Source organism: Streptomyces sp. NBC_01288 (assembly GCF_035982055.1).
Classification (GTDB): domain Bacteria; phylum Actinomycetota; class Actinomycetes; order Streptomycetales; family Streptomycetaceae; genus Streptomyces.
In genome coordinates, this window is record NZ_CP108427.1 from 6,607,306 (window position 1) to 6,630,550 (window position 23,245).

Sequence of the window (23,245 nt, forward strand, 5' to 3'; positions counted from 1 at the left end):
TGTGCCGGGCTTATGAGCCCATGTCCTATGCGATTTGGCTTTCAACCGCCTTGTCTCGTCCGGCCGTTGTGATCACGCTCCTTCTACGGGGATCTGCGCACTGTTGTTCGGTCGTCTGCGGAGGTGGAGTGGCTACCACGATGGATGTGACGGACGTGGAAGCGGTGGTCCGGAGCGATGCGGCCCGGCTGGAGGACGACCTCGCCGAGTTCCTCGACGCGCTGACCGCCCCGGCGCGGGAGGCGGCGGTCACCGTCTACGACACGGCCCTGCGCCGCGCCCTGTACGAACCGGTCGCCGACGCCCTCGGGTCGAAAGTGGGCCAGCAGGCGTTGCCCCCCACGGCCGGAGCGCCCGGCGGCCGGGCCCCGCTGCGGCCCTCGATGGTCTATTGGGCGTACCGCAACTACCGGGGGTTCCCCGGGGAGGCCGAAGGGTTCCCCGAGAAGGCAGACGGGTCCCCCGAGAACGCGGACACCGCTTCCGACCTCGCGGTGATCCGCCGCACGGCAGTTGCCGTAAGGATTCTCCTGAAGGCCGCCGTCGCCCTCGACGACATCCAGGACGACAGCGACGTCCGCTACGGCGAACCCGCCCTCCACGCCACCCACGGCACCCCGCTCGCCCTCAACACCGGCGCCTGGCTGATCATGTCCGCGCTGCGGCACGCGGCCGACCCCGCCGTCGTGGACAGCCTGGTGCGCTCGGTCGGCAGCGGCTTCACCGGGCAGGCCGTCGACATGTCCTCGCGTACGGCGCTCACGCGCGCGGAGCTGCTGGCCGCGCCGCGCGCCACACGGGTCGACTTCTGGGAGTCGACGGCCGCGCTGAAGACCGGAACCCTGTTCTGGATGCCGCTCGACGCGGCGGTCGCGGGGCTGCGCGTGGTTGAGGACGACCGGCTCGCCCTGGACGGCGCGATGCGCCAACTGGGCCTGGCCAGCCAGTTGTTCAACGACCTGACCGACTTCGTGCCCGAGTTCGGCGGCGCCAACACCCACGAGGACTTCGACGGCCTGGGCAACCGGGTCTTCCTGGAACTCCTCGACGACGTACCGGCCGGGAGCCCGCGCGAGGACTTCAAACCGTACGTTCTCGGTCACCCCCACCTGGAGCGCACGCTCCTCGCGCTCGCCGAGGAGGCCGTGGCCCTCAAGCGCGCCGCGAAGGACGCGGTGCACGGCGTGTGCCGCTCCGAGCGCAGCGCCGCCTACTTCGACGTGACGATCGAACGCAAGGGCCACCTCATCGACCGTCTGCTCGCGACGGTCCGACAGCGGAGCGGCGTATGACGGACACGGGCACCGACGCGAGTAAGAGCGCGGGGACTGCGACCCAGCGGCTGAGGAGCGGCACCCGCGCCTGGCACGAGGCCCTGGAACGCACGGGGTTCGCCACCGCGATGCTCGCCGGCACCCTCCCGCTCGACCGCTACGTCGGCCAACTCGCCGCCTACCGCGCGGTGTTGTCGGTGCTGGAGGCCGAACTCGCCCGCGCCACCTGCCCGTCCGTCGCCTCGGTGTGGTCGCCGGACCTCGTCAAGCTCCCCCTCGTCGAACGCGACCTGCACCACTTCGCCGCCACCCGGGGCGTCCTCCCCGAACCCGGCCCGGCCGCCGAGGAGTTCGCCGAGGAGATCCGGCGCACCGCCGCCACCGAACCACGCGAACTCCTCGGATTCCTCTACGTGTTGGAGGGCTCCACCCTCGGCGCGATGTTCCTGTGCCGCTACGTCACCGAGGCGTACCGGCTCAGGGACGGGAACGGTGCCTCGTACTACGGCAGCGGCGACCGCACCCGTTGGGCGGCCCTCACCGAGCGCCTCGACCGCGTGCTCGGCGAACCCGTCGTACAGGAACAGGTGTTGGCCGCCGCCGAACGGGCCTACCGGCATATCGCCCTGATCTCAGGGGAGTTGTCGGCAGGCCTGGGCGTCCCGGCACCTGAGCACGTTTAGCCGGCTGTCAGCCCGCGAGGCCCAACTCGCGGGCGATCAGCATCCGTTGGACCTCGCTGGTGCCCTCGCCGATCTCCAGGATCTTGGAGTCGCGCCACATACGGGCCACCGGGTACTCGTTCATGAAGCCGTAGCCGCCGTGCACCTGGGTGGCGTCGCGGGCGTTGTCCACGGCGATGGTCGAGGAGTACAGCTTGGCGAGGGCCGCCTCCTTCTTGAAGGGCTCGCCGGCGACCAGGCGGGAGGCCGCGTCGCGCCAGGACAGCCGGGAGGTGTGGGCCTTCATCTCCATGTCGGCGATCTTGAACTGGATGGCCTGGTTGGCGCCGATCGGCCGCCCGAACGCGTGCCGTTCCTTGGCGTACTTCACCGACTCGTCGACACAGCCCTGCGCGAGACCGGTGGCCAGCGCCGCGATGGCGATACGGCCCTCGTCCAGGATGCGCAGGAACTGGGCGTAGCCGCGGCCGAGTTCGCCGAGCAGGTTCGCCGCCGGGACCCGGACGTCCGCGAAGGACAGCTCGCGGGTGTCGGAGGCGTTCCAGCCGACCTTCGAGTACGGCGCCGCGACGGTGAAGCCGGGGGTTCCGGACGGCACGATGATCGAGGAGATCAGCGGCTTGCCGTCGGGCTTGCGGCCGGTGACCGCGGTGACCGTCACCAGACCCGTGATGTCCGTACCGGAGTTGGTGATGAAGCACTTGGAACCGTTGATCACCCATTCGTCGGTGTCCGGGTCCAGGCGTGCCGTCGTCCGGGTCGCGCCCGCGTCGGAGCCGCCGTCCGGCTCGGTCAGCCCGAAGGCGCCGAGGATCTCGCCGGAGCACAGCCGGGGCAGCCACTCCGCCTTCTGGGCGTCGGTGCCGAAGAGGTGGATGGGCATCGCGCCCAGTGACACCCCGGCCTCCAGGGTGATCGCGACCGACGAGTCGACCCGGGCCAGTTCCTCAAGGACGAGGCCGAGCGCCAGATAGTCGCCGCCCATCCCGCCGTACTCCTCGGGGAACGGCAGCCCGAACAGGCCCATGCGGCCCATCTCGCGGACGATCTCGTACGGGAACTCGTGCCGCTCGTAGAAGTCGCCGATCTTCGGTGCGACGACGTCGTGCGCGAACTCCTCGACCGTGCGGCGGAGTTCTTCCAGCTCGGGGGAGAGACGGTGGTCCATGCGGTCACTGCTCCTTGTGGGGCTGTGCTGTTTTACCGAGGGCGCGGACGGTGCGGGACGGGCTGGGTCGGCCCAGTTGTTCGGCCATCCACACGCTGGTGGCGGTGAGACGGGCGAGGTCGACTCCGGAGTCGATGCCGAGACCCTGGAGCATCCACACGAGGTCTTCGGTGGCGAGGTTGCCGGTGGCGGACTTGGCGAACGGGCAGCCGCCGAGGCCGCCCGCGGAGGCGTCCACGGTGGTGACGCCGTGCTGGAGGGCGGCCAGGGTGTTGGCGAGCGCCTGGCCGTAGGTGTCGTGGAAGTGCACGCCCAACGCGTCGGTGGGGACGTGCTGTTCGTTGAGCGCGGCGAGAAGTTCCAGGACGTGTCCGGGAGTCGCCACCCCGATCGTGTCGCCGAGGCTCAGTTCGTCGCAGCCCATGTCGACCAACGCCCGGCACACACGCACCACTTGAGCGATAGGGACCGCGCCCTCCCAGGGATCGCCGAAGCACATGGAGACGTAGCCGCGCACATGGGCGCCCTCGTCCTTGGCGCGGGCCACGACCGGGGCGAACACGGCAAGCGACTCGTCCACCGTGCGGTTGAGGTTGGCCTTGGCGAAGGACTCGGTGGCGCTGGCGAAGACGGCGACGCGGGTCGCCTTCAGGTCCAGGGCCCGGTCGAGTCCGCGGGCGTTCGGCACGAGGACGGGGAGGTGCACGCCCGGCAGGTCCCGCACGAGCGGGAACAGCTGCTCGGCGTCGGCCAGTTGGGGCACCCACTTGGGGTGGACGAAGCTGGTCGCCTCGATCGTGGTCAGGCCCGCGTCGGCCAGCCGCCGCACGAACTCGGCCTTCACCTCCGTGGGCACGGTCGCCTTCTCGTTCTGCAACCCGTCCCGCGCGCCCACCTCGTGGATGCGCACCCGGGCGGGCAGATCGGGGGCCGGTACGACCATCGGGAGTGTCTCTGGTCCGGGTGTCACTGGTCCTCCTCCGCAGGTGTGACGACCGCCAGCACCTGGTCCATGGCGACCGTCGCGCCCGGCGTCACATCGAGTTCGGCGACGGTGCCGGCGTGCGGCGCGGAGACGACGTGCTCCATCTTCATCGCCTCCACCACCAACAGGCTCTGCCCCGCGGCCACTTGGTCTCCTACGGCGACCTTCACCACGGTCACCGTCCCCGGCATCGGCGCGGTCAGCGAACCGGCACCGGACCGGTCGGCCCCGCTGAGGGACGCGGCCACCGGATCGTGGTCCCGCACCTGCCACGCGTCCCCGTCCCGGCCCAGCCAGGTGCCGTCCGGCAGGGCGGTGAAGGTGTGGACGAGTCCGTCGAGCCGTAGGACGAACCGGCCGTCGGGCCCGGACCGGCCGGACCCGTCGAGCGGCTTCTCGGCGCCGTCCGGCAGTAGTTCGGTCCCGCCCTCGGGTGTGCGGCGGACGCGCACGGTCACCGGGTCGTGGCCCGGCACCTGGAGCGGGTGCGCCGTCCAGGCCCGCTCCCCGCCCAGCCGCCAGCCGTCCGTGGCGGCGAACGGGTCGGCCCAGCCGGAGCCCCGCGCGGGCGAGAGCGCCGCGTGCCGCAGCAGCGCCGCCGCCGCGTAGACCTCCACCGGTACCTCACCGGGCACCAGTCCGTCCGCCTCCCGCTCGACGAGCCCGGTGTCCAACTCGCCCGCCACGACCGCCGGATGGGCCAGCAGCCGCCGTAGGAAACCGGCGTTCGTCGGCACGCCCAGCGTCACCGTGTCCGCGAGGGCGGCCCGGAGTTTCCTGAGGGCGGTCGCGCGGTCGGGGCCGTAGGCGATGACCTTGGAGAGCATCGGGTCGTAGAGACTGCCGACCTCGGTGCCTTCGGAGAGGCCGGAGTCGGTGCGGATGCCGTCGCCCGAGGGTTCGTTCAGTTTCAGGACGGTGCCGCCGGAGGGGAGGAACCCGCGCGCGCCCTCTTTGACGGACACGGTCTCGGCGCAGATGCGGGCCTCGATCGCGTGCCCGGTGAGGGTGATGTCGTCCTGTGCGAAGGGCAGCCGCTCGCCCGCCGCCACCCGCAGCTGCCACTCCACGAGGTCGAGGCCGGTCACCAACTCCGTTACCGGGTGCTCCACTTGGAGGCGGGTGTTCATCTCCATGAAGTAGTACGACGACGGGTCGTTGCCCGGCACGATGAACTCGACCGTGCCCGCGCCCGCGTACCCGCACGAGCGGGCCGCCTGCACCGCGGCCTCGCCCATCGCCGCGCGGGTGGCGGAGTCGAGGAGCACGCTGGGTGCCTCCTCCACGACCTTCTGGTGGCGGCGCTGCAAGGAGCACTCGCGTTCGCCGAGGTGGACGACGTTGCCGTGGCCGTCGGCCAGGATCTGGATCTCGATGTGGCGGGGGCGGTCGACCCAGCGCTCGACCAGGAGGGTGTCGTCGCCGAAGGAGGCGCGGGCCTCGCGGCGGGCGGCGGCGATCTCCTCCTCCAGGACGGTGAGGTCGCGGACCAGGCGCATGCCCTTGCCGCCACCACCCGCTGACGGCTTGAGGAGGACGGGGGCACCCAACTCGTGTGCCGCCTTGGCCAGTTCGGGGTCACGGCCGCCGGGGACGACCGGGACCCCGGCCGCCTCCACCGTCTCCTTGGCGCGGATCTTGTCGCCCATGAGGGCGATCGCGTCGGCCGGGGGACCGATGAAGACCAGCCCGGCGTCGGCGCACGCGCGCGCGAAGGCCGCGTTCTCGGCGAGGAAGCCGTAGCCCGGGTGCACGGCCTGTGCGCCGGAGCGGGCCGCCGCCTCCAGGAGTCGCTCCACGGACAGGTAGCTCTCGGCGGCCGGTGCCGGGCCGAGCCGTACCGCCGTGTCGGCCTCGCGGACGTGCCGGGCGTCCGCGTCGGCGTCGGAGAAGACGGCCACCGAGCGCACGCCGAGCGAGCGCAGGGTGCGGATGACGCGGACCGCGATCTCGCCCCGGTTGGCCACGAGGACCGTCTCGAACATCGCGGGGACCTCGGGTACCTCGGGCGTCTCGGGCGTCTCGAATGTGTCGACCATCTCGGGCATCCTCATCACATCCGGAAGACGCCGAACTGGGGGTCTCCCAGCGGCGCGTTGGCACAGGCGGTCAGGGCCAGACCCAGCACCTGGCGGGTCTCCGTCGGGTCGATGACCCCGTCGTCCCAGAGCCGGGCGGTGGCGTAGTAGGCGTTGCCCTGGCGCTCGTACTGCTGCCGGATCGGGTCCTTGAAGGCGTCCTCGTCCTCGGCCGGCCAGGACTCCCCGCGCCCCTCCAACTGGTCCCGCTTCACCGTCGCGAGGACCGACGCGGCCTGTTCGCCGCCCATGACGGAGATCTTGGCGCCGGGCCACATCCACAGGAAGCGGGGGGAGTACGCCCGGCCGCACATCGAGTAGTTGCCCGCGCCGTACGAGCCGCCGACGACGACCGTCAGCTTCGGCACGCGCGCGCAGGCGACGGCGGTGACCATCTTGGCGCCGTGCTTGGCGATGCCGCCCGCTTCGTAGTCCTTGCCGACCATGAACCCCGAGATGTTCTGGAGGAACACCAGGGGGATGCCGCGCTGGTCGCACAGCTCGATGAAGTGGGCGCCCTTCTGGGCGGACTCGGAGAACAGGATGCCGTTGTTGGCGACGATGCCGACGGGGTGGCCGTGGACGCGGGCGAAGCCGGTGACCAGGGTCTGCCCGAACTCGGCCTTGAACTCGGCGAAGCGGGAGCCGTCGACCACGCGCGCGATGATCTCCCGTACGTCGTAGGGGGTACGGGAGTCGACGGGGACGGCGCCGTAGATCCCGTACGGGTCGACCTTGGGCTCCACCGACTCGGTGACCTCCCAGGGGAGCGACCCGCGCGCGGGGAGTGTGGCGGCGATGTTCCGGACGATCCGCAGGGCGTGCGCGTCGTCCTCCGCGAGGTGGTCGGTGACGCCCGACACGCGTGCGTGGACGTCGCCGCCGCCCAGTTCCTCGGCGGTGACGACCTCGCCGGTGGCGGCCTTCACGAGGGGCGGTCCGCCGAGGAAGATCGTCCCCTGGTTACGGACGATGACGGCTTCGTCGCTCATGGCGGGGACGTAGGCGCCTCCGGCGGTACACGACCCGAGCACGGCGGCGATCTGGGGAATCCCGGCCCCCGACATCCGGGCCTGGTTGTAGAAGATCCGCCCGAAGTGGTCCCGGTCCGGGAACACCTCGTCCTGCATGGGCAAAAACGCGCCCCCGGAGTCGACGAGGTAGATACAGGGGAGGCGGTTTTCGAGGGCGATCTCCTGGGCGCGCAGATGCTTCTTCACGGTCATCGGGTAGTAGGTCCCGCCCTTGACCGTGGCGTCATTGGCGACGATCACGCATTCGCGCCCACTCACCCGCCCGATCCCGGCGATGACACCGGCGGCGGGGGCGGCCCCGTCGTACATCCCGTCGGCGGCGAGGGGGGCCAGCTCCAGGAAGGGCGAGCCGGGGTCGAGCAGCGTGTCGACGCGGTCGCGGGGGAGCAGCTTGCCGCGCGCGGTGTGCCGGTCCCGGGCCCGCTCACCGCCGCCGAGCCGGGCCGCGGCGAGCTTCTGCCGCAGTTCCTCGCCCAGCGCGCGGTGCGCCGCCTCGTTGGCCCGCCACGCCTCCGACGCGGGATCGGCCGCGCTCGTCAGCTCCGGTGCCTCTTGCATTCCGTGGGTCCCCTCGCACAGCGATCGGCCGCTCTCGACTGTTAATGAGCGTTAACCATTTCCTTCAGGTTAACGACCGCTAACCTCCCTGTCTAGAATTGCTTCCATGACCACGAGAACCGACGCCCCCACCCGCCGCGAGCAGATCCTCAAGGAGGCCGCGCGGCTCTTCGCCGAGCGGGGTTTCCACGGCGTCGGGGTCGACGAGATAGGCGCGGCCGTCGGTATCAGCGGGCCCGGCCTGTACCGCCACTTCCCCGGCAAGGACGCGATGCTCGCCGAGCTCCTGGTCGGCATCAGCGGCCAGCTGCTCACGGGCGCGAAGCGCCGCCTGGCGGAGGCGGAGGGCGTGACCTCCGCGGAGCCGCTCCTCGACTCCCTCATCGAGGGCCACATCGACTTCGCCCTCGACGACCGCCCCCTGATCACCCTCCACGACCGCGAGCTGGACCGCCTCCGGGACAGCGACCGCAAACTGGTGCGCCAACTCCAGCGCCAGTACGTGGAGTTGTGGGTCGAGGTCGTCCGGGAGGTGTACCCGGACCTGACCGAACCCAGCGCACGGTCGGCGGTCCACTCGGTGTTCGGACTGCTGAACTCGACCCCGCATCTGGGGCGACCGGGGTCGTTGCCGGGGCGGGGGGCTACGGCGGAGTTGCTGCACCGGATGGCGAGGGGGGCGTTGGGGGCGGCGGGGGCGTGACGAGCGTTACGTGGCTGTTCCGCTGGACGCTCCCCCTACTCGCCGGTACCGTGATGCTCTGAGCAAGCGCTTAGAAATGGACCCTGGGCTAGCTGGAGGTGGCGGCGGTGCGCCGTACGGTGTTTGACGAGGACCACGAGGCGTTCCGGGAGACCCTCCGGGCCTTCATCGAGGCCGAGGTCGTCCCCGTCTACGACGAGTGGTTCGCGGCCGGCCAGGCGCCGCGCGACTTCTACTACAAGCTCGCCGAGCTCGGCGTCTTCGGCATCCGCGTGGACGAGGAGTACGGCGGCGCGGGCATCGACTCGTACAAGTTCGAGGCCGTCCTCTACGAGGAGACCGCGCGCGCGGGTGTCTCCTTCGGCGGCTCCGGTGTGCACGTGCTGCTCGGCCTGCCCTACATCAAGCTGCTCGCCAACGACGAGCAGAAGAAGAAGTTCCTGCCGAAGTTCGTCTCCGGCGAGGAGATGTGGGCGATCGCGATGACCGAGCCGGGCACCGGCTCCGACCTCGCGGGCATGAAGACCACCGCCAAGCTTTCCGAGGACGGCACGCACTACGTCCTCAACGGCGCCAAGACCTTCATCACCGGTGGCGTGCACGCCGACCGCATGATCGTCTGCGCCCGCACCTCCCCGTCCACCAAGGAGGACCGCCGCCACGGCATCTCCCTCTTCGTGGTGGACACCAAGGCCGAGGGCTACTCGGTCGGCCGCAAGCTGGACAAGCTCGGCCTGAAGACCTCCGACACCGCCGAGCTGGCGTTCGTCGACGTGAAGGTCCCGGCCGAGGACCTCCTCGGCGAGGAGAACAAGGGCTTCTCCTACCTCGGCCACAATCTCGCCTCCGAGCGCTGGGGCATCGCCTTCGGGGCGTACGCGCAGGCCAAGGCCGCCGTCCGGTTCGCGAAGCAGTACGTCCAGGAGCGCGTGGTCTTCGGCCAGCCCGTCGCCGCGTTCCAGAACACCAAGTTCGAACTGGCCGCCTGCCAGGCCGAGGTGGACGCCGCCGAGGCCGTCGTCGACCGCGCGACCGAGGCCCTGGACGCCGGTGAGCTGACCCCCGCCGAGGCGGCCAGCGCCAAGCTGTTCACCACCGAGGTCGCCCACCGCGTGATCGACCGCTGCCTCCAGCTGCACGGCGGCTACGGCTTCATGAACGAGTACCCGATCGCCCGCCTGTACGCGGACAACCGCGTCAACCGCATCTACGGCGGCACCAGCGAGATCATGAAGACGATCATCGCAAAGGACATGGGCCTGTAAGGTCCCCGAAATTACCGGCCAGTAGAAAAGGTGCCATGAGCAAGGCACTTCAGGGTCTCCTCGATCTGCTCGACCTTGAGCAGATCGAGGAGAACATCTTCCGCGGCCAGTCCCAGTCCGCCGTCGTACCCCGCGTCTTCGGCGGACAGGTGGCGGCCCAGGCGCTGGTCGCCGCCGGCCGGACGGTCTCCGCCGACCGTCTCGCCCACTCCCTCCACGCGTACTTCCTGCGCCCCGGCGATCCCGGCGCGCCCATCGTCTACACCGTCGAGCGCATGAACGACGGCCGTTCCTTCACCGCGCGCCGCGTCGTCGCGGTCCAGCACGGCCAGCCGATCTTCGCCCTCTCCGCGTCCTTCCAGCGCCACGAGGACGGCCTCGAACACCAGGCCCCCATGCCGTCCGCCCCCGACCCGGCCACCCTGCCCACCTCCCAGGACCGGCTGCGCGGCTACGACCACATCGCCCCCGAGGTCGTCGAGAAGTTCATCGAGGCCCGCGAGGCCATCGACCTGCGGTACGTCGAGGAGCCGCCGTACGGCAGGTTCGGCGCACCGCGCGAACCGCATTCCCAGGTGTGGTTCCGCACCAACGGCAAACTCGAAGGCCCCATCGACGATCCGCTCCTCCACGTAGTACTCGCGACCTACGTCTCCGACATGACCCTCCTCGACTCCGTGCTCCTCGCGCACGGCCGGGGCGGCTGGGCCGTAGGGGATGTCGTAGGGGCGTCCCTCGACCACGCGATGTGGTTCCACCGGCCGTTCCGCGCGGACGAGTGGCTGCTCTACGACCAGGAGTCGCCGTCGGCGTCCGGCGGGCGGGGGCTCGGGCAGGCGCGGATCTACACGCGGGACGGTCAACTGGCCATCTCCGTCATTCAGGAGGGCGTGGTCCGGGTTCCTCGGGAACACTGAGGGCATGGCAGAAACAGAGGAAGGTGACGGCGGCGGCGAGTCCACCGTCACGGTGATCGTCGCGGCCGTCGCCAACCTGGGCATCGCGCTCGCCAAGGCGGTCGCCGGCGTCATCAGCGGCTCCAGCGCGATGCTCTCGGAGGCCGCGCACTCGGTCGCCGACACCGTCACCGAACTCCTCCTCCTCACCGCCCTCAAACGCAGCAGCAAACCCGCCGACGAGGAACACCCCCTCGGCTACGGCCCCGAGCGCTACATCTGGGCGATGCTCGCCGCCGTCGCCACCTTCGTCGGCGGCGCGGTCTTCTCGATCTACGACGGCATCCACACCCTCGTCGCCGGCGAGGACCTCGGCGACCCGCTCATCTCGTACATCGTGCTCGGCGTCGCCTTCCTCCTGGAGGGCTACTCCCTGCGGACGGGCGTACGCCAGGCGCGCGGCGAGGCGGCCCGCTTCGACGCCAGCTTCAAGCGCTACCTCCGCTACACCCCCGACACCGCCGTGAAGGCCGTGGTCCTTGAGGACTCCGCCGCCCTGGTCGGCCTGGTCCTCGCGGCCGGCGGCCTGCTCGGCGGCCAGCTCACGGGCTCGGGGGTGTGGGACGGCATCGCCTCGCTGTGCATCGGCGCCCTGCTGCTCTACGTCGCCTGGGTGCTCGGCCGCTCCAACGCCGAACTCCTCATCGGACGCCCCCTCCCCAAGGCCATGCGGGACCGCATCCGCGAGGAGCTGCTCGGGGTCGAACACATCGAGGCCGTACTGGAGTTGACGACCCTCGTGCAGGGCCCGCGCGAGGCGCTGGTGGCCGCGAAGATCGACTTCCGGGACCGGTCGAGTGCCGCGCAGATCGAGTGGGCCTGCGAACAGGCCGAGCAGCGACTGCGGGAGGCGTTCCCCTCGGTGAACCGGGTCTATCTGGACCCGACACCGGGGTACGCGCAGCGCCGGGCGGAGGGGCTCAACCCCTGGCCGTGACGGGGGAGTTGAGTCCCGAGTCGAGTCCCGAGTTGGGTCCCGATCCTCCTCAGCCGAGTCCCGCTTCCGCGAGCAGATACGCCGTCATCGGGTCGTAGTACCTGGGGCTGACGACGTGGTCGTCGAGCGGGACCGCCACCTGGACGGTGCCCTCGGACTCGGCGAGGAAGAGCGCGGGGTCGTTCGAGTCGGCGTAGCCCACGGAGTCGACGCCGTGCCGCCCCGCGTAGCCCGCCCAGCCGTGGTCGGCGACGACCAGGTCCGGCAGCGGGCGGCCCTCGCGCTCCAGGGCGGTGAGGATCGCCTTCATCGGCTCACCGGAGTGCGTGTGCCACAGCGTCGCGCCGTGCTCCAGGACGGCCACGTCCGCGAACTGCATGACGTACCCCTCCTCGGTCTGTAGCCCGTCCGGGATCACGACGATCTCGCAGCCGGCCGTGCGCAGGGCGGCGGCCGTGGCATGGTGAACGTCCAGCAGGCCACCCGGGTGACCGGTCGCGAAGAGCACCCGCTGCCGCCCGTCGGCCGCCTTGCGCAACCGGGCAGCCAGCCGGTCGAGACCCTCGACGGTCAGCTCCGGGTCGATGGTGTCCTGGCCGTAGCGGTACTCGGGATCGTCGTTCACACCCACCCGCTCCGCCATCACCGCGAGCACGTCCTGCTCGTCGGTCCAACGGCTGCCGAGCTCCAGGCCGAACCAGTAGTGGCGGTCGCCGTTCGCGAGCTTGCGGTAGTGCGAGAGGTTGTTCTCGCGGGGCGTGGCCACGTCGCCCGCGATACGGGTCTTCACAAGGTGATCGACGAGCTCGGCGCGGCTGGGAGTCCCGGGTATCGGCATGCTTCCCATTGTGAAGCAGAGCGCTGTGCGCGTGCCCGACGTCCCGCACGCTGGGATGTGGATCACTCACACGTGGCCGTTCACAGGTGACGCAGGCCGAACCACAGCTCCATCCGTACGTCCGGATCGTCCAGGTTCGTCTCCAGCAGTGCCGCGCACCGGGCGATCCGCTGCCGCACGGTGTTGCGGTGCACGGCCAGGGCGACCGCCGTACGGTCCCAACTCCCGTGCAGGGAGAGCCAGGTGCGCAGGGTCTCGGTCAGCGCGGGGTGGGCGGCGAGCGGCGCGAGCAGGGTACGGGCGTGCGCCTCGGCCTCGCCGTGGGGGAGCAGTCCGGCGAGACCGGCGCGGCCGGCGGAACCGTGCCGGACCAGCGGGGTGCGGGTCGCCCGGGCGCGGGCCAGGGCGCGGGACGCCTGGGTGTCGGCGGCGGGCCAGTCCTCGGGGGTGACGGCGGCGCTGACCCCTAGGGTCCACCCGGGTTGCGGGGCTGGTTCGCGGTCGGCGGGGACGAGTACCCGTACGACGTCCGGCGCCAGGTCGAGCAGCGTGGAACCGAGGGCGGCGGCCAGCGCGGACGCGGCGACGGGATCGGGGACGGGGGTGTCGGGCAGCGCGTGCACGACGACCCACCGGTCCCCGCCGAGCAGCGACGCGACGTCCTCCGGCGGGGCGCCGAGCAGCAGCCGTACGAGCGCCGACGAACGGTCCGCCCCCGTGCGGCTCTGGTGTTCGCCGGTGAGGAGGGAGAGGAGTACGGCGGCGACGGAGGCGATGGTGTGGTCGCCGGGGGCGCGTTGCGGGGCGGCGACACCCAGGACGAAACCCTGACCGGTACCCAGGGCGTACGTCGAGAGATGGGCGCCGGGGACGGTGTCGGTGGCGGAGGTGGGGGCGGGGCGGTTCGGGGTTGTGCTGTCGGCCGGGGTGGGGGTAGGGGCCGTAGAGGAGGGACTTGCCGTAGGGGAGGGGCTTTCGGTGGGACGCACGACCCGCGCGAGCCCCGCCAACGCCTCCCGCGCCTCCGTCCCCGACGCTCCCCGCCCCGCCGCCGCGACCTCCGTGCCGTCCGGGCCGTAGAGCACGGCACGTCCGCCGACCCGCTGGGCGAGTTGCCGTAGCACCGAAGGGACCGGATCGGGGCGGGAGGCCGCCGCGGCGAGGCTCTGTTGGGCCTCGGTGACGCGGCGGAGTTCGGCGAGGCGGGCCTGGGCCATCAGTTGCCAGACCGCGCGGGCGACGCGGGAGAACGGGGTGGGCGGCGGGACTTCCAGTAGGGGGAGGTCGTAGTGGTCGCAGGCCGCGACCAGGGCGCGCGGCACGGTGTCGTGGACCGGTGCGACGCCGAAGCCGAGGGCCACACCACCCGCCTCGACGATCCGGGCCACGTAGTCGTCGAAGTACGTGCCCGAGCCGGCCGCGTCCGGGATGTGGACCCCCGCGGTGAGGAGCAGTTCGCCGCCCAGCAGGTACGGATACGGGTCCGGCATCTCCGAGACGTGCGCCCAGTGGATCGCGGTGTCGGGGTCGGACGGCCCGGCGATCTGCCGCAGCCCCAGATCCTCGCGGGCCAGGAGGGCGGCGAGAAGCACGGGCGGTGTGGGCGGTGTGGGCGGAACCGTGAGGTCCGGCATGGTGGATGTTTCCTCCATCGCCTCGGGCTCGGATGGATGAAACGTACACTTCGCAGCCGCTTTCCGGCCACCTAGGGTCAGTCGCGGCGCAAGCCCCCCCCAAGACCCCGACAGTGCGCGAAGGAGGCCCCCACATGGCCGTCGACTACACCGTCATCGTCGTCTACCTGGCCGGCATGCTGGCCATGGGCTGGTGGGGCATGCGCCGCGCCAAGTCCAAGAGCGACTTCCTGGTCGCGGGCCGCCGCCTGGGCCCCGTCATGTACTCCGGCACCATGGCCGCGATCGTCCTCGGCGGCGCGTCCACCATCGGCGGAGTCGGCCTCGGCTACCGGTACGGCCTGTCCGGCGCCTGGATGGTCTTCACCATCGGCCTCGGCCTGCTCGCCCTCTCCGTCTTCTTCTCCGCCCGCATCGCCCGCCTCAAGGTGTACACGGTGTCGGAGATGCTCGACCTCAGGTACGGCGGCCGCGCGGGGGTCATCTCCGGCATCGTCATGTGGGCGTACACCTTGATGCTGGCGGTCACCTCGACCATCGCCTACGCCACGATCTTCGACGTCCTCTTCGACATGAACCGCACCCTCGCGATCGTCCTCGGCGGCTCGATCGTCGTCGCGTACTCCACGCTCGGCGGCATGTGGTCCATCACCCTCACCGACATGGTGCAGTTCGTGGTGAAGACGATCGGCGTGCTGCTCCTGCTCCTGCCGATCGCGGTCGTCAAGGCCGGCGGCTTCAGCGAGATGAAGGCGAAGCTGCCCACCGAGTACTTCGACCCGCTGGGCATCGGCGGCGAGACGATCTTCACCTACGTCCTGATCTACACGTTCGGCATGCTCATCGGCCAGGACATCTGGCAGCGCGTGTTCACGGCGGGCAGCGACAGGACCGCCAAGTGGGGCGGCACGGTCGCGGGCACGTACTGCCTCGTCTACGCCGTCGCGGGTGCCGTCATCGGCACGGCGGCCAAGGTCCTCTACCCGAACCTCGGCAGCCCCGACGACGCCTTCGCGACCATCGTCAAGGACGAACTCCCGGTCGGGGTACGGGGGTTGGTGCTCGCGGCCGCCCTGGCCGCCGTGATGTCGACGTCGTCGGGCGCGCTGATCGCCTGCGCCACGGTCGCCAACAACGACATCTGGTCGCGGCTGCGGGGCGCCGTACGGCGGGAAGAGGGTGAGGAGCACGACGAAGTACGGGGCAACCGCGTCTTCATCCTCGTCATGGGTGTAGCGGTGATCGTCACGGCGATCGCGCTGAACAACGTGGTCGAGGCGCTGACGGTCGCCTACAACCTCCTCGTCGGCGGCCTCCTCGTCCCCATCCTCGGCGGCCTGCTGTGGAAGCGCGGCACCGCACAGGGCGCGCTCGCCTCGGTGATCGTCGGCGGCCTCGCGGTCGTAGGCCTGATGGCGGCCTACGGCATCCTCGCCAACGAGCCTGTGTACTACGGCCTGTTGCTGTCTCTGGCCGCCTATGTGACCGTCTCCCTCGCCACGCCGGCGACCGACGCGGCCGTACTCGTCGCGTGGCGGGACCGGCTCGCGGGGCGCGGTGCACCCGAACGCACGTCCGAACCGGTCGCCGCCCACCAGTAAAATCGTAGTCAGGCGTACAAAACCACAGGGAACATCCCATACGCGACGAAGCGTAGGAAAGAAGGCAGCGCCCATGACCAGCAACGAGACGCCCCGCGGCCCGGTCGACTCCTCCCGCACCCCGCGGTACGCCGGACCGGCGACCTACGCGCGGCTGCCGCGCCTGGACGAGGTCGGCACCGCCGATGTCGCCGTGGTCGGGGTGCCCTTCGACGCCGGTGTCTCGTACCGGCCGGGCGCGCGCTTCGGCGGCAACGCGATCCGCGAGGCGTCCCGGCTGCTGCGGCCGTACAACCCGGCGCAGGACGCGTCCCCGTTCGCGCTGGCGCAGGTCGCGGACGCCGGTGACATCGCGGCGAACCCGTTCAACATCAACGAGGCCGTCGAGACCATCGAGGCCGCGGCGGACCAACTCCTGGACACCGGCGCGCGGTTGATGACCCTGGGCGGCGACCACACCATCGCGCTACCGCTGTTGAGGTCCGTGGCGAAGAAGCACGGCCCGGTGGCGCTGCTGCACTTCGACGCCCATCTCGACACCTGGGACACGTACTTCGGGGCCGAGTACACGCACGGGACGCCGTTCCGCAGGGCCGTCGAGGAGGGCATCCTCGACACGGAGGCGCTCTCGCACGTCGGTATCCGCGGTCCGCTGTACGGCAAGCAGGACCTCAAGGACGACGAGAAGATGGGCTTCGGCATCGTCACGTCGGCGGACGTCTACCGCCGGGGCGCCGACGAGGTCGCCGACCAGCTGCGCCAGCGCATCGGCGACCGCCCCCTCTACATCTCGATCGACATCGACTGCCTCGACCCGGCCCACGCGCCCGGCACCGGCACACCCGAGGCCGGCGGCCTGACCTCCCGCGAACTTCTGGAGATCCTGCGCGGCCTGGCATCCTGCAACCTGGTGTCGGCGGACGTCGTCGAGGTGGCACCGGCGTACGACCACGCCGAGATCACGTCGGTGGCCGCGTCGCACACCGCGTACGACCTGATCACGATCATGTCCCGTCAGATTGCCGAGGCTCGTTCGAAGTGACCCACGACCACGACCTGGAACTCCGCCCGACGGCGGCTCAGACGGAGGCCGCGCTGAATCCTCCCCCCGGCCGCAACGGCGGTGACCTGGTCGTGGAGACCCTGGCGGGCCTCGGCGCAACGACGGTGTTCGGCCTGCCGGGCCAGCACGCGCTCGGCATGTTCGACGCGCTGCGCCGTTCCGACCTGCGCTACATCGGCCTACGGGTGGAGAACAACGCCGGGTTCGCGGCGGACGCGTACGGCCGGATCACGGGCGAGGCGGCACCGCTGCTGCTGTCCACGGGCCCGGGCGCGCTGACGTCGCTGGCGGCGCTCCAGGAGGCGAGGGCGGCCTCGGCTCCCGTCCTGGCGATCAGCAGCCAGATCCCGACGGCGGGCCTGGGCGGTGGCAGGCATGGGTATTTGCATGAACTGCCCGACCAGTCGGCCTCGTTCAGGGGTGTGGTGAAGTCCGTCCACACGGTCCGCGCCCAGTCACAGATCCCGTCCGCGATCGCGGAGGCATGGAAGTCGGCGCTCACGGCTCCGCACGGCCCGGTGTGGGTGGAGATCCCCCAGGACGTGCTGCTGGCTCCGACCCTCCTCCCGGTGGTGACGGCGGTGGACGCGACACCGGAGGACGTCCTGCCACGCCCCGAACTGACCGCCGTGGCAGCCGACTTGCTGTCGCGCGCGGCCCGCCCGGCGATCATCGCGGGCGGGGGAGTGGTCCGTTCGGACGCGTCGAAGAAGCTGCGGCAGCTCGCGGAGAAACTCCGGGCCCCGGTGGTGACGACGCCGGGCGGCAAGGGCGCGTTCCCGTGGACGCACCCCTTGTCCCTCCAGTCCTGGCTGGAGGACCGCCATACGACGGACTTCCTGGAGGACGCGGACGTAGTACTGGTGGTGGGCTCGGGCCTCGGCGAACTCTCCTCGAACTACCACACGTTCAAACCGCGAGGCCGGGTCATCCAAATCGAGGCGGACCTCGGCAAGTTGGAGTCGAACCACCCGGCGCTGGGCATCCACGCGGACGCGTGGCACGGGTTGCAGGCGCTGCTGGAGACGGTGACGGAGCGGGCGGATCCGACGGCGGAGGGGCGGGTGGCCGAGCTGCTCGGCCGCGTGCGGGAGCGGATCGCCGCACAGGAACTGACCCTGGAACAGGGCGTGTTGGAGTCCGTCCGCAGGGCCCTACCGGCCAACTCCCCCTCTTTCTGGGACATGACGATCCTCGCGTACTGGGCCTGGTCGGCCTTCGATGCGAAGGGCCCCAACCACCTCCACTCCGCCCAGGGCGCCGGCGGCCTCGGCTACGGCTTCCCCGCGGCGCTCGGCGCGGCCGCCGCGGACCCGACGCGTCCGGTGCTGGCGGTGTCGGGGGACGGCGGCGCGCTGTACTCCATCGCGGAGTTGGCCACGGCCAAGCAGTACGACCTGAACGTCACCTGGCTCATCGTCGACGACGGCGGCTACGGCATCCTCCGCGAGTACATGACGGACACGTTCGGGGAGGCGACGGCGACGGAGCTGACCCGCCCGGATTACGTGGCGTTGGCGGAGTCGTTCGGGGTGCGGGGGGTGCGGACCTCACCGGAGGCGCTGGAGGAGGACCTCGCGAAGTCTCTTGCGGCGCCCGGGCCTTCGGTGGTCGTACTCCCTGCCGTGCTGCGGATGTTCGCGGCTACGCACCTGGGGTGACGGGACCCTCTCTGCGAAAGTGTGACACTTCGCTGCAGAGTGTCACACTTTCGCGGCGCACCCCCTGGCCTCACATCCGCGGATCCGGCTTCAGCAGCGCGAACACCGCGCCGAACGGGTCCCCGAGCCAGGCCATCCGGCCGACCTCGGGCACATCCGTCGCCGGCATGAGTACGGAACCGCCGTTGGACCGCGCCGCGTCGATCGTGGCGTCGACGTCCGTCGAGTGGAAGTACGGTACCCAGCGCGGGAGTTCGCCCGCGCCGTCGCCCAGCGGTGCGACCCCGCCGAAGGAGGCGTCCTGCTGGTCCCCGGCGCTGGTGCTCAGCACCCGGTACGTCATGCCGGGTGCCGGCATCTCCTGGCTGCGCCAGGAGAACAGGCCCTGGTAGAAGGCGATGTCCGCCTCCGGGTCGGGGGCGTGCAGTTCCGCCCAGAGCAGGGTGTTCGGGGCGGAGGTGAGCTCCAGGCCCGCGGTCCTGCCGGGCTGCCAGAGCGCGAACTGCGCGCCCTGCGGGTCGGTGGCCTGGGCCAGCATGCCCTCGCCCATGACGTCCACGGGCTCCAGGCGGACGGTTCCGCCGCCGTCCGTGACGGCCTGGACGGTGGCCGTGATGTCGTCGGTCTTGAAGTGGATCATCCAGGCGGAGTTCGCCCCTTCCTCGGTGAGTGGTCCGAGGGCGGCGACGGTCTTCCCGTCCACCTGGAAGAAGCCGTATCCGCCCGTGTCAGGACCGGCGGAGACGAACCGCCAGTCGAGGACGGCGCCGTAGAACGCGGCGGCCGCGTCGGTGTCGGGGCTGCCGAGGTCGAGCCAGTTGGGCGATCCGGTGATGAAGTCGGTGCCGAGCATGAAGTCCTCCTGGGCGAGGGGTGGGCCGGGACGGGAGCCACGATGCCGTCCCGACCGTCGCCGTCCGCGCACGAGCACTGCCAGGACTCCGGTTTCCACCTAACGGCCGAACGGCCGAACGTTCGCCGGTGCCGCCGCCGCACGCGCTGACAGACTTCCCCCCATGGGTGGACACGAGGTGGGCGAGGGCGGCCGGGCGGTCGAAGTCGGCGTGACCTTCGGGCTGTTGGCCGCGTGGGCGGTGCACGACCTGGAGGAGGCGGCCGCGCTGCCGGGCTGGGCCCGAGGCCGCGTGCCCGGGCTGCGGCAGCGGTATCCGCGCGTGCCGGAACGGGTGTGGCGGCGGCTGGAGTCCATCGACGGGCGGGAGTTCGCCACGGCCGTCGGTGTGATGGGCGTGGTGGCCGCGAGTGCGGCCGCCGACGGGCACCGTACGGGTGGACGTTCCGGCTTCTACCAAGCGGCCCTCAACGGGTTCGTGCTGCACGCCCTGGTGCATCTGGGGCAGGCCGTCGCCGTCCGGAGATACACACCCGGGGTGGTCACCTCGTCCCTCGTGGTCATCCCCTTCACGCTGTGGGCCCGGGGGCGGCTGCCGCGGGCCGGTGTGTTGCGTCCCGCGCGACCGTGTGGTGTGGCAACGGGTGCGGCGCTCGCGGCTGTGGCGACGATGGGGGCGCATGTGATGGCGGGACGGCTGCGCGGAGAGCGCGCTATTCGACTGCTGGGAGCACGTGCAGCGGAACTTCGGCCGTAGTCCTGGGCGCGATGACATCCCGGTAGTGATGGTCGAGGGCGAGGACAACCGGATGCGGCAACGCCCAAGCCAGAACGGCGTTGACTGCGTCGGTCATGCCGATGGCGTCCTGGTCCGCGTACGTACGCATCAGACGCTCGGCCTCGCTCAGGAGCGGCCAGCCCACCGTGGCGAGCGTGAGCCGATCCGTGCTTGCCCAGGCACGCATGCTGGCCAGAGCGTCCGCTGCCGCCTTGCCACTGATCTTCGTCGTCAGGTGGTAGTCCAACTCGGCCAGGACCATCGGTGACACCACGAGTCGGTCGACGAGGGAGAGAGCTTGTACGGATGACTCATGATGGGCGTCCTTCCGGTTGTAGACAGCGAGGAGGACTGATGTGTCCGCGACGCCGAACAGATGCCGCTTCAACGGCCACCTTCCTCGAACAGGTCCTCACCGGATCGAGTGGCCAAGTCGGAAGGCCCGTCGAACATGGCCCGCGCCAGAACGGCCATCGCCTCCGAGTCCTCCCCCAAAGGAGAGGAGAAGGACAGCGGGACGCCACGCGCGATGTGGTCCAACGCCACTTCCTCGGGCGTACGTCCCTCCAAGAGGGCGAGTGTGCGCAGCACTTCGGCCTGGTCACCGGTGTAGGTGAGCGTCACCGTGACGGCGTCGTCCGGCGTGGCCGGTCGGTCCGGCGGGGGAACGGAGGCGTCGGCCACGGGGATCTCCTCATGTGCGGCGTTGGATGCGATGTGCGGCGATCTCGACGCTATCGGCCGTACCGCTGCGTTGCTCGCGTTCATCGTGGCAGCGACAGCTCCGCCCATGTCGCCTTTCCGATGCCGTGCAGGCGGGGACAGCATCCCCAGCGTTCCGCCAAGGCCCGCACGAGGGTGAGTCCCCGACCCCTTTCGTCCTCGGGGGCCGCTTCCTGGGGCTGGGGTCGGCGGTTGCTCGCGTCGGCGACCTCCACGCGCAGTCGTCCGTCGTACGTGGCGAAACGCACGCCGATCTCGCGTCCGGGCGGAGTCCGTGCGTGCCGGATGGAGTTGGTGACCAGCTCCGAGAGCAACAGCTCGGCGGTGTCGGCGACTTCGCCGGTGATCTTCCAGTCCGTGAGCTGTAGGCGGAGCAGTGCGCGAGCGTGTTTTGCGCTGCGCGGGTTGTGCGGAAGTTGCCACTGGGCCTCCCGCATGTCGGGGCTTGCGGGTTGTGTGGGCGCGGTGTGGGCTGACATGAAGACCTCCACGGCAGGCAGCGAACGGGCTCGGATCTCTAGAGATGTGAGCTGCGTCCAGTGAAGCGGCCCATCCATGGGTGCGTCAATAGATCTCTAGAGATGTGCGAAGTTGCTCGCCGGGGATCGATGGTCGGCTGTCAGGGTGTGGCGCCTGGTGCCTAGGATGTCTAGAGATGACCGGAGGAGAGGCCAGGATGAGCGGTGGGGACGCGGGACGTCAGCCGAAGTACCAGCGCATCGCGGCGCGGCTGCGGGCGGCCGTCGAGGCCGGCGAGTACGGGCCCGGTGAGCGGCTTCCCGGCGAGAACGACCTCATGGCCGAGCATGGTGTGGCGCGGATGACGGCCCGGCAGGCACTCGGTGTTCTGCAGACGGAGGGCATCGCGGAAGCGCGCAAGGGCGCCGGTGTGTTCGTCCGGGACTTCAAGCCGATCCGGCGGCGCGGGCTCGAACGCCTCGCGCACGCGCAGTGGGGCGAGGGGCGTTCCATCTGGGCGACCGATGCCGGGGACCGCGAACTCGTCGTCGACTCGGTCGAGGTGGGTGAGGAGGACGCGCCGCCTGCGATCGCGGGTGTGCTGGGCCTGAGTGACGAAGGGGCGCGGGTCTGCGTGCGCCGCCGTCGGTACGTTCTCGACGGCAAGCCGGTGCTTCTGGCCACCTCGTACCTCTCGGCCGAACTGGTCGCCGGCACGCGGATCGCACAGCCGGACACCGGCCCCGGCGGCATGTACGCCAGGCTTGAGGAACTCGGCCGTAGGCCCGTCCGCTTCCGTGAGGAGGTCCGCTCCCGGATGCCGAGCGTGGACGAGGCCGACCGGCTCGCCCTCTCGTCCGGTGTGCCGGTGGTGCTCGTCGTCCGAACCGCCTTCGACGCGGCGGGAGTTCCGGTCGAGGTGAACGACATGGTGCTGGACGCGGCGTCGTACATCTTGGAGTACGACTTCGAGGGCTGAGTGTGAGCGTGGCGCGCGCCGGCCAGGTGTCGCTATTGTGCTGGGCCCGCATACGGAACTGTTTGGTGCGGCCGTCGCCGTCTGTCCACAGGTCCATGGTGAGCGGGTCGGAGACCTCCAGTTGTATGAACTGATCGAGGCTCCCTTCGGTCAGGCCCTTGCTGTTGACCGTCGCCTTGTAGTGCGTGGTCTTGGCGCCGTCGACCGTCTCGGTCCCGATCAGCCGCGGGCCCTTGGACCCGGTCAGCAGCGTGGACTGCGCAACTGGGCTTGCCTGCAACTGACTTGGCAGTATGCCGTAGGACTGGTTGTCCACTCCGCCGCGTCCCCATACGGCCGGCGCGGCTGTGAGCCAGCTTGTCGACGAACAGGATCTCCAGCCGGCCGTTCCCACCCTGGTGGGCCGTAGCGGTCATCGTCATACTCATGGCCGGCGGTTGAGTGGTCATGGAGGCCTCGACCTTCAGACGGCCTTTCCCCGGAACGGTACGGAAACAAGGACGGACATTCCCACAACCCCTGGGGTTTGCCGGGGTCTTGCCAAGTATGTGCGTCCGAGGGGCCGTTGACGTTCGTCGGTCGATACGATGCCGGGTCAAGCGTTGGGTGTGGTGCGCGATGGGGGAGGGCCAGTGAGGGTCAACGACCCGGAGTATTCGGCAGCTGTCGAAGCGGCCGTGGAGATCTTGAGGGAGCGGGCCCGGCAGGCGGAGACGATCACGTACGGAGGCCTGAGTGCTGAGCTGGCGACGCGGGGCTTCGAGTCCGTCCCGCCGCACCGCGGGATCATGACCTACCTGCTCAAGGACGTCTGCCGCCACGACAATGAGGACGGACGGGCTCCGATGCTCTCGGCGATCGTCGTGAACAAGGCCAGTCGGGAGCCGTCCGGTCAGTTCTCCGTCCTTGCCCGAGACTCTCCTTTTTCCCGGCCGGCCGACTGGAGTTGGCAGGACGAGCAGCGGAACGTGTTCACCCGCTACCGCGAAGAGTGAGGTAGCGGTCCGCATCGTCG

Annotated in this window: 22 protein-coding genes; 12 read left to right on the plus strand and 10 right to left on the minus strand. The window is 70.5% G+C overall.

Translation table 11 applies throughout. The features are described from left to right. The first annotated feature begins 128 nt into the window (after window positions 1-128). Complete coding sequence (locus OG194_RS29975) at window positions 129-1,292, plus strand: polyprenyl synthetase family protein (protein WP_327403895.1); 1,164 nt, start codon at window positions 129-131, stop codon at window positions 1,290-1,292. Then, window positions 1,289-1,957: a biliverdin-producing heme oxygenase gene (locus tag OG194_RS29980; protein WP_327403896.1), complete on the plus strand. Its 669-nt coding sequence runs from the start codon at window positions 1,289-1,291 to the stop codon at window positions 1,955-1,957. Before OG194_RS29975 ends, OG194_RS29980 begins: the two co-directional genes overlap by 4 nt. Window positions 1,958-1,964: 7 nt before the next feature. Here the strand turns inward: OG194_RS29980 and OG194_RS29985 are convergent, their stop codons facing one another. The 4 genes from OG194_RS29985 to OG194_RS30000 form a co-directional block, all read right to left on the minus strand. Further along, window positions 1,965-3,125 (minus strand): acyl-CoA dehydrogenase family protein, encoded by a 1,161-nt coding sequence (locus OG194_RS29985; RefSeq protein ID WP_327403897.1) that lies wholly within the window; start codon window positions 3,123-3,125, stop codon window positions 1,965-1,967. A gap of 4 nt (window positions 3,126-3,129) precedes the next feature. Then, window positions 3,130-4,068: a hydroxymethylglutaryl-CoA lyase gene (locus tag OG194_RS29990; RefSeq protein WP_327407250.1), complete on the minus strand. Its 939-nt coding sequence runs from the start codon at window positions 4,066-4,068 to the stop codon at window positions 3,130-3,132. Window positions 4,069-4,091: 23 nt separating this feature from the next. Further along, a complete protein-coding gene (locus OG194_RS29995; RefSeq protein WP_327407251.1) occupies window positions 4,092-6,095 on the minus strand; it encodes an ATP-binding protein in 2,004 nt (667 codons plus the stop codon). A gap of 68 nt (window positions 6,096-6,163) precedes the next feature. Further along, window positions 6,164-7,780 carry a carboxyl transferase domain-containing protein gene (locus tag OG194_RS30000; protein ID WP_327403898.1) on the minus strand — a complete coding sequence of 539 codons (1,617 nt, stop codon included), beginning with the start codon at window positions 7,778-7,780 and terminating at the stop codon, window positions 6,164-6,166. Window positions 7,781-7,886: 106 nt separating this feature from the next. Here OG194_RS30000 and OG194_RS30005 point away from each other — a divergent pair, with 106 nt between their 5' ends. The 4 genes from OG194_RS30005 to OG194_RS30020 all read left to right on the plus strand — a co-directional run bounded on the left by OG194_RS30005 (window position 7,887) and on the right by OG194_RS30020 (window position 11,641). After that, window positions 7,887-8,483 (plus strand): SACE_7040 family transcriptional regulator, encoded by a 597-nt coding sequence (locus tag OG194_RS30005; protein ID WP_327403899.1) that lies wholly within the window; start codon window positions 7,887-7,889, stop codon window positions 8,481-8,483. A 107-nt stretch (window positions 8,484-8,590) separates the two neighbouring features. Beyond that, complete coding sequence (locus tag OG194_RS30010; RefSeq protein ID WP_327403900.1) at window positions 8,591-9,748, plus strand: acyl-CoA dehydrogenase family protein; 1,158 nt, start codon at window positions 8,591-8,593, stop codon at window positions 9,746-9,748. Window positions 9,749-9,783: 35 nt separating this feature from the next. Beyond that, on the plus strand, window positions 9,784-10,665 hold the full coding sequence (locus OG194_RS30015; protein WP_327403901.1) for an acyl-CoA thioesterase: 882 nt from the start codon (window positions 9,784-9,786) through the stop codon (window positions 10,663-10,665). A 4-nt stretch (window positions 10,666-10,669) separates the two neighbouring features. After that, window positions 10,670-11,641 carry a cation diffusion facilitator family transporter gene (locus tag OG194_RS30020; RefSeq protein WP_327403902.1) on the plus strand — a complete coding sequence of 324 codons (972 nt, stop codon included), beginning with the start codon at window positions 10,670-10,672 and terminating at the stop codon, window positions 11,639-11,641. 49 nt (window positions 11,642-11,690) lie between these two features. Here OG194_RS30020 and OG194_RS30025 read toward each other — a convergent pair whose 3' ends face one another. Both OG194_RS30025 and OG194_RS30030 read right to left on the minus strand, forming a co-directional pair. After that, window positions 11,691-12,479, minus strand: coding sequence for a phosphatase (locus OG194_RS30025; RefSeq protein ID WP_327403903.1), 789 nt, complete (start codon window positions 12,477-12,479; stop codon window positions 11,691-11,693). Window positions 12,480-12,559: 80 nt separating this feature from the next. Then, window positions 12,560-14,113, minus strand: a complete 1,554-nt coding sequence (locus OG194_RS30030) for a PucR family transcriptional regulator (protein ID WP_327403904.1) — start codon at window positions 14,111-14,113, stop codon at window positions 12,560-12,562. 134 nt (window positions 14,114-14,247) lie between these two features. On the opposite strand from OG194_RS30030, the gene OG194_RS30035 reads away from it, so the two are divergent. The 3 genes from OG194_RS30035 (at window position 14,248) to OG194_RS30045 (ending at window position 18,438) form a co-directional block, all read left to right on the plus strand. Then, window positions 14,248-15,714: a sodium:solute symporter gene (locus OG194_RS30035; protein ID WP_327403905.1), complete on the plus strand. Its 1,467-nt coding sequence runs from the start codon at window positions 14,248-14,250 to the stop codon at window positions 15,712-15,714. A 73-nt stretch (window positions 15,715-15,787) separates the two neighbouring features. Beyond that, window positions 15,788-16,756 carry an agmatinase gene (gene speB, locus OG194_RS30040; RefSeq protein WP_327403906.1) on the plus strand — a complete coding sequence of 323 codons (969 nt, stop codon included), beginning with the start codon at window positions 15,788-15,790 and terminating at the stop codon, window positions 16,754-16,756. After that, window positions 16,753-18,438, plus strand: coding sequence for a thiamine pyrophosphate-binding protein (locus tag OG194_RS30045; protein WP_327403907.1), 1,686 nt, complete (start codon window positions 16,753-16,755; stop codon window positions 18,436-18,438). The genes speB and OG194_RS30045 overlap by 4 nt, the downstream gene beginning before the upstream one ends. Before the next feature lie 70 nt (window positions 18,439-18,508). On the opposite strand, the gene OG194_RS30050 is transcribed toward OG194_RS30045, so the two are convergent. Further along, window positions 18,509-19,291, minus strand: a complete 783-nt coding sequence (locus OG194_RS30050; protein ID WP_327403908.1) for a VOC family protein — start codon at window positions 19,289-19,291, stop codon at window positions 18,509-18,511. Between the two features lie 163 nt (window positions 19,292-19,454). On the opposite strand from OG194_RS30050, the gene OG194_RS30055 reads away from it, so the two are divergent. Further along, the gene (locus OG194_RS30055; protein ID WP_327403909.1) at window positions 19,455-20,048 is read left to right on the plus strand and encodes an HXXEE domain-containing protein; all 594 of its coding nucleotides are present in this window, start codon (window positions 19,455-19,457) and stop codon (window positions 20,046-20,048) included. Here the strand turns inward: OG194_RS30055 and OG194_RS30060 are convergent. The 3 genes from OG194_RS30060 to OG194_RS30070 all read right to left on the minus strand — a co-directional run bounded on the left by OG194_RS30060 (window position 20,005) and on the right by OG194_RS30070 (window position 21,271). Further along, window positions 20,005-20,457, minus strand: coding sequence for a type II toxin-antitoxin system VapC family toxin (locus OG194_RS30060; RefSeq protein WP_327403910.1), 453 nt, complete (start codon window positions 20,455-20,457; stop codon window positions 20,005-20,007). The two genes, OG194_RS30055 and OG194_RS30060, sit on opposite strands and share 44 nt — an antisense overlap. Then, a complete protein-coding gene (locus tag OG194_RS30065) occupies window positions 20,454-20,753 on the minus strand; it encodes a hypothetical protein (RefSeq protein WP_327403911.1) in 300 nt (99 codons plus the stop codon). Before OG194_RS30065 ends, OG194_RS30060 begins: the two co-directional genes overlap by 4 nt. A gap of 80 nt (window positions 20,754-20,833) precedes the next feature. After that, window positions 20,834-21,271 (minus strand): ATP-binding protein, encoded by a 438-nt coding sequence (locus OG194_RS30070; RefSeq protein WP_327403912.1) that lies wholly within the window; start codon window positions 21,269-21,271, stop codon window positions 20,834-20,836. 197 nt (window positions 21,272-21,468) lie between these two features. Between OG194_RS30070 and OG194_RS30075 the strand changes: the two genes are divergently transcribed. Together OG194_RS30075 and OG194_RS30080 are read left to right on the plus strand one after the other, a co-directional pair. Next, window positions 21,469-22,230, plus strand: a complete 762-nt coding sequence (locus OG194_RS30075) for a GntR family transcriptional regulator (protein WP_327403913.1) — start codon at window positions 21,469-21,471, stop codon at window positions 22,228-22,230. A gap of 632 nt (window positions 22,231-22,862) precedes the next feature. After that, the gene (locus OG194_RS30080) at window positions 22,863-23,225 is read left to right on the plus strand and encodes a hypothetical protein (protein ID WP_327403914.1); all 363 of its coding nucleotides are present in this window, start codon (window positions 22,863-22,865) and stop codon (window positions 23,223-23,225) included. Window positions 23,226-23,245 lie beyond the last annotated feature (20 nt).

What these genes read in the sequence shown, in the direction of transcription:
- OG194_RS29995 (WP_327407251.1), bottom strand. Translation starts at nt 6,095, where the DNA reads ATGTTCGAGACGGTCCTCGTGGCCAACCGGGGCGAGATCGCGGTCCGC.
- OG194_RS29990 (WP_327407250.1), bottom strand. Translation starts at nt 4,068, where the DNA reads ATGGTCGTACCGGCCCCCGATCTGCCCGCCCGGGTGCGCATCCACGAG.
- OG194_RS29985 (WP_327403897.1), bottom strand. Translation starts at nt 3,125, where the DNA reads ATGGACCACCGTCTCTCCCCCGAGCTGGAAGAACTCCGCCGCACGGTC.
- OG194_RS30070 (WP_327403912.1), bottom strand. Translation starts at nt 21,271, where the DNA reads ATGTCAGCCCACACCGCGCCCACACAACCCGCAAGCCCCGACATGCGG.
- OG194_RS30035 (WP_327403905.1), top strand. Translation starts at nt 14,248, where the DNA reads ATGGCCGTCGACTACACCGTCATCGTCGTCTACCTGGCCGGCATGCTG.
- speB (WP_327403906.1), top strand. Translation starts at nt 15,788, where the DNA reads ATGACCAGCAACGAGACGCCCCGCGGCCCGGTCGACTCCTCCCGCACC.
- OG194_RS30015 (WP_327403901.1), top strand. Translation starts at nt 9,784, where the DNA reads ATGAGCAAGGCACTTCAGGGTCTCCTCGATCTGCTCGACCTTGAGCAG.
- OG194_RS30005 (WP_327403899.1), top strand. Translation starts at nt 7,887, where the DNA reads ATGACCACGAGAACCGACGCCCCCACCCGCCGCGAGCAGATCCTCAAG.
- OG194_RS30055 (WP_327403909.1), top strand. Translation starts at nt 19,455, where the DNA reads ATGGGTGGACACGAGGTGGGCGAGGGCGGCCGGGCGGTCGAAGTCGGC.
- OG194_RS30030 (WP_327403904.1), bottom strand. Translation starts at nt 14,113, where the DNA reads ATGCCGGACCTCACGGTTCCGCCCACACCGCCCACACCGCCCGTGCTT.
- OG194_RS29980 (WP_327403896.1), top strand. Translation starts at nt 1,289, where the DNA reads ATGACGGACACGGGCACCGACGCGAGTAAGAGCGCGGGGACTGCGACC.
- OG194_RS30000 (WP_327403898.1), bottom strand. Translation starts at nt 7,780, where the DNA reads ATGCAAGAGGCACCGGAGCTGACGAGCGCGGCCGATCCCGCGTCGGAG.
- OG194_RS30050 (WP_327403908.1), bottom strand. Translation starts at nt 19,291, where the DNA reads ATGCTCGGCACCGACTTCATCACCGGATCGCCCAACTGGCTCGACCTC.
- OG194_RS30075 (WP_327403913.1), top strand. Translation starts at nt 21,469, where the DNA reads ATGAGCGGTGGGGACGCGGGACGTCAGCCGAAGTACCAGCGCATCGCG.
- OG194_RS30025 (WP_327403903.1), bottom strand. Translation starts at nt 12,479, where the DNA reads ATGCCGATACCCGGGACTCCCAGCCGCGCCGAGCTCGTCGATCACCTT.
- OG194_RS30020 (WP_327403902.1), top strand. Translation starts at nt 10,670, where the DNA reads ATGGCAGAAACAGAGGAAGGTGACGGCGGCGGCGAGTCCACCGTCACG.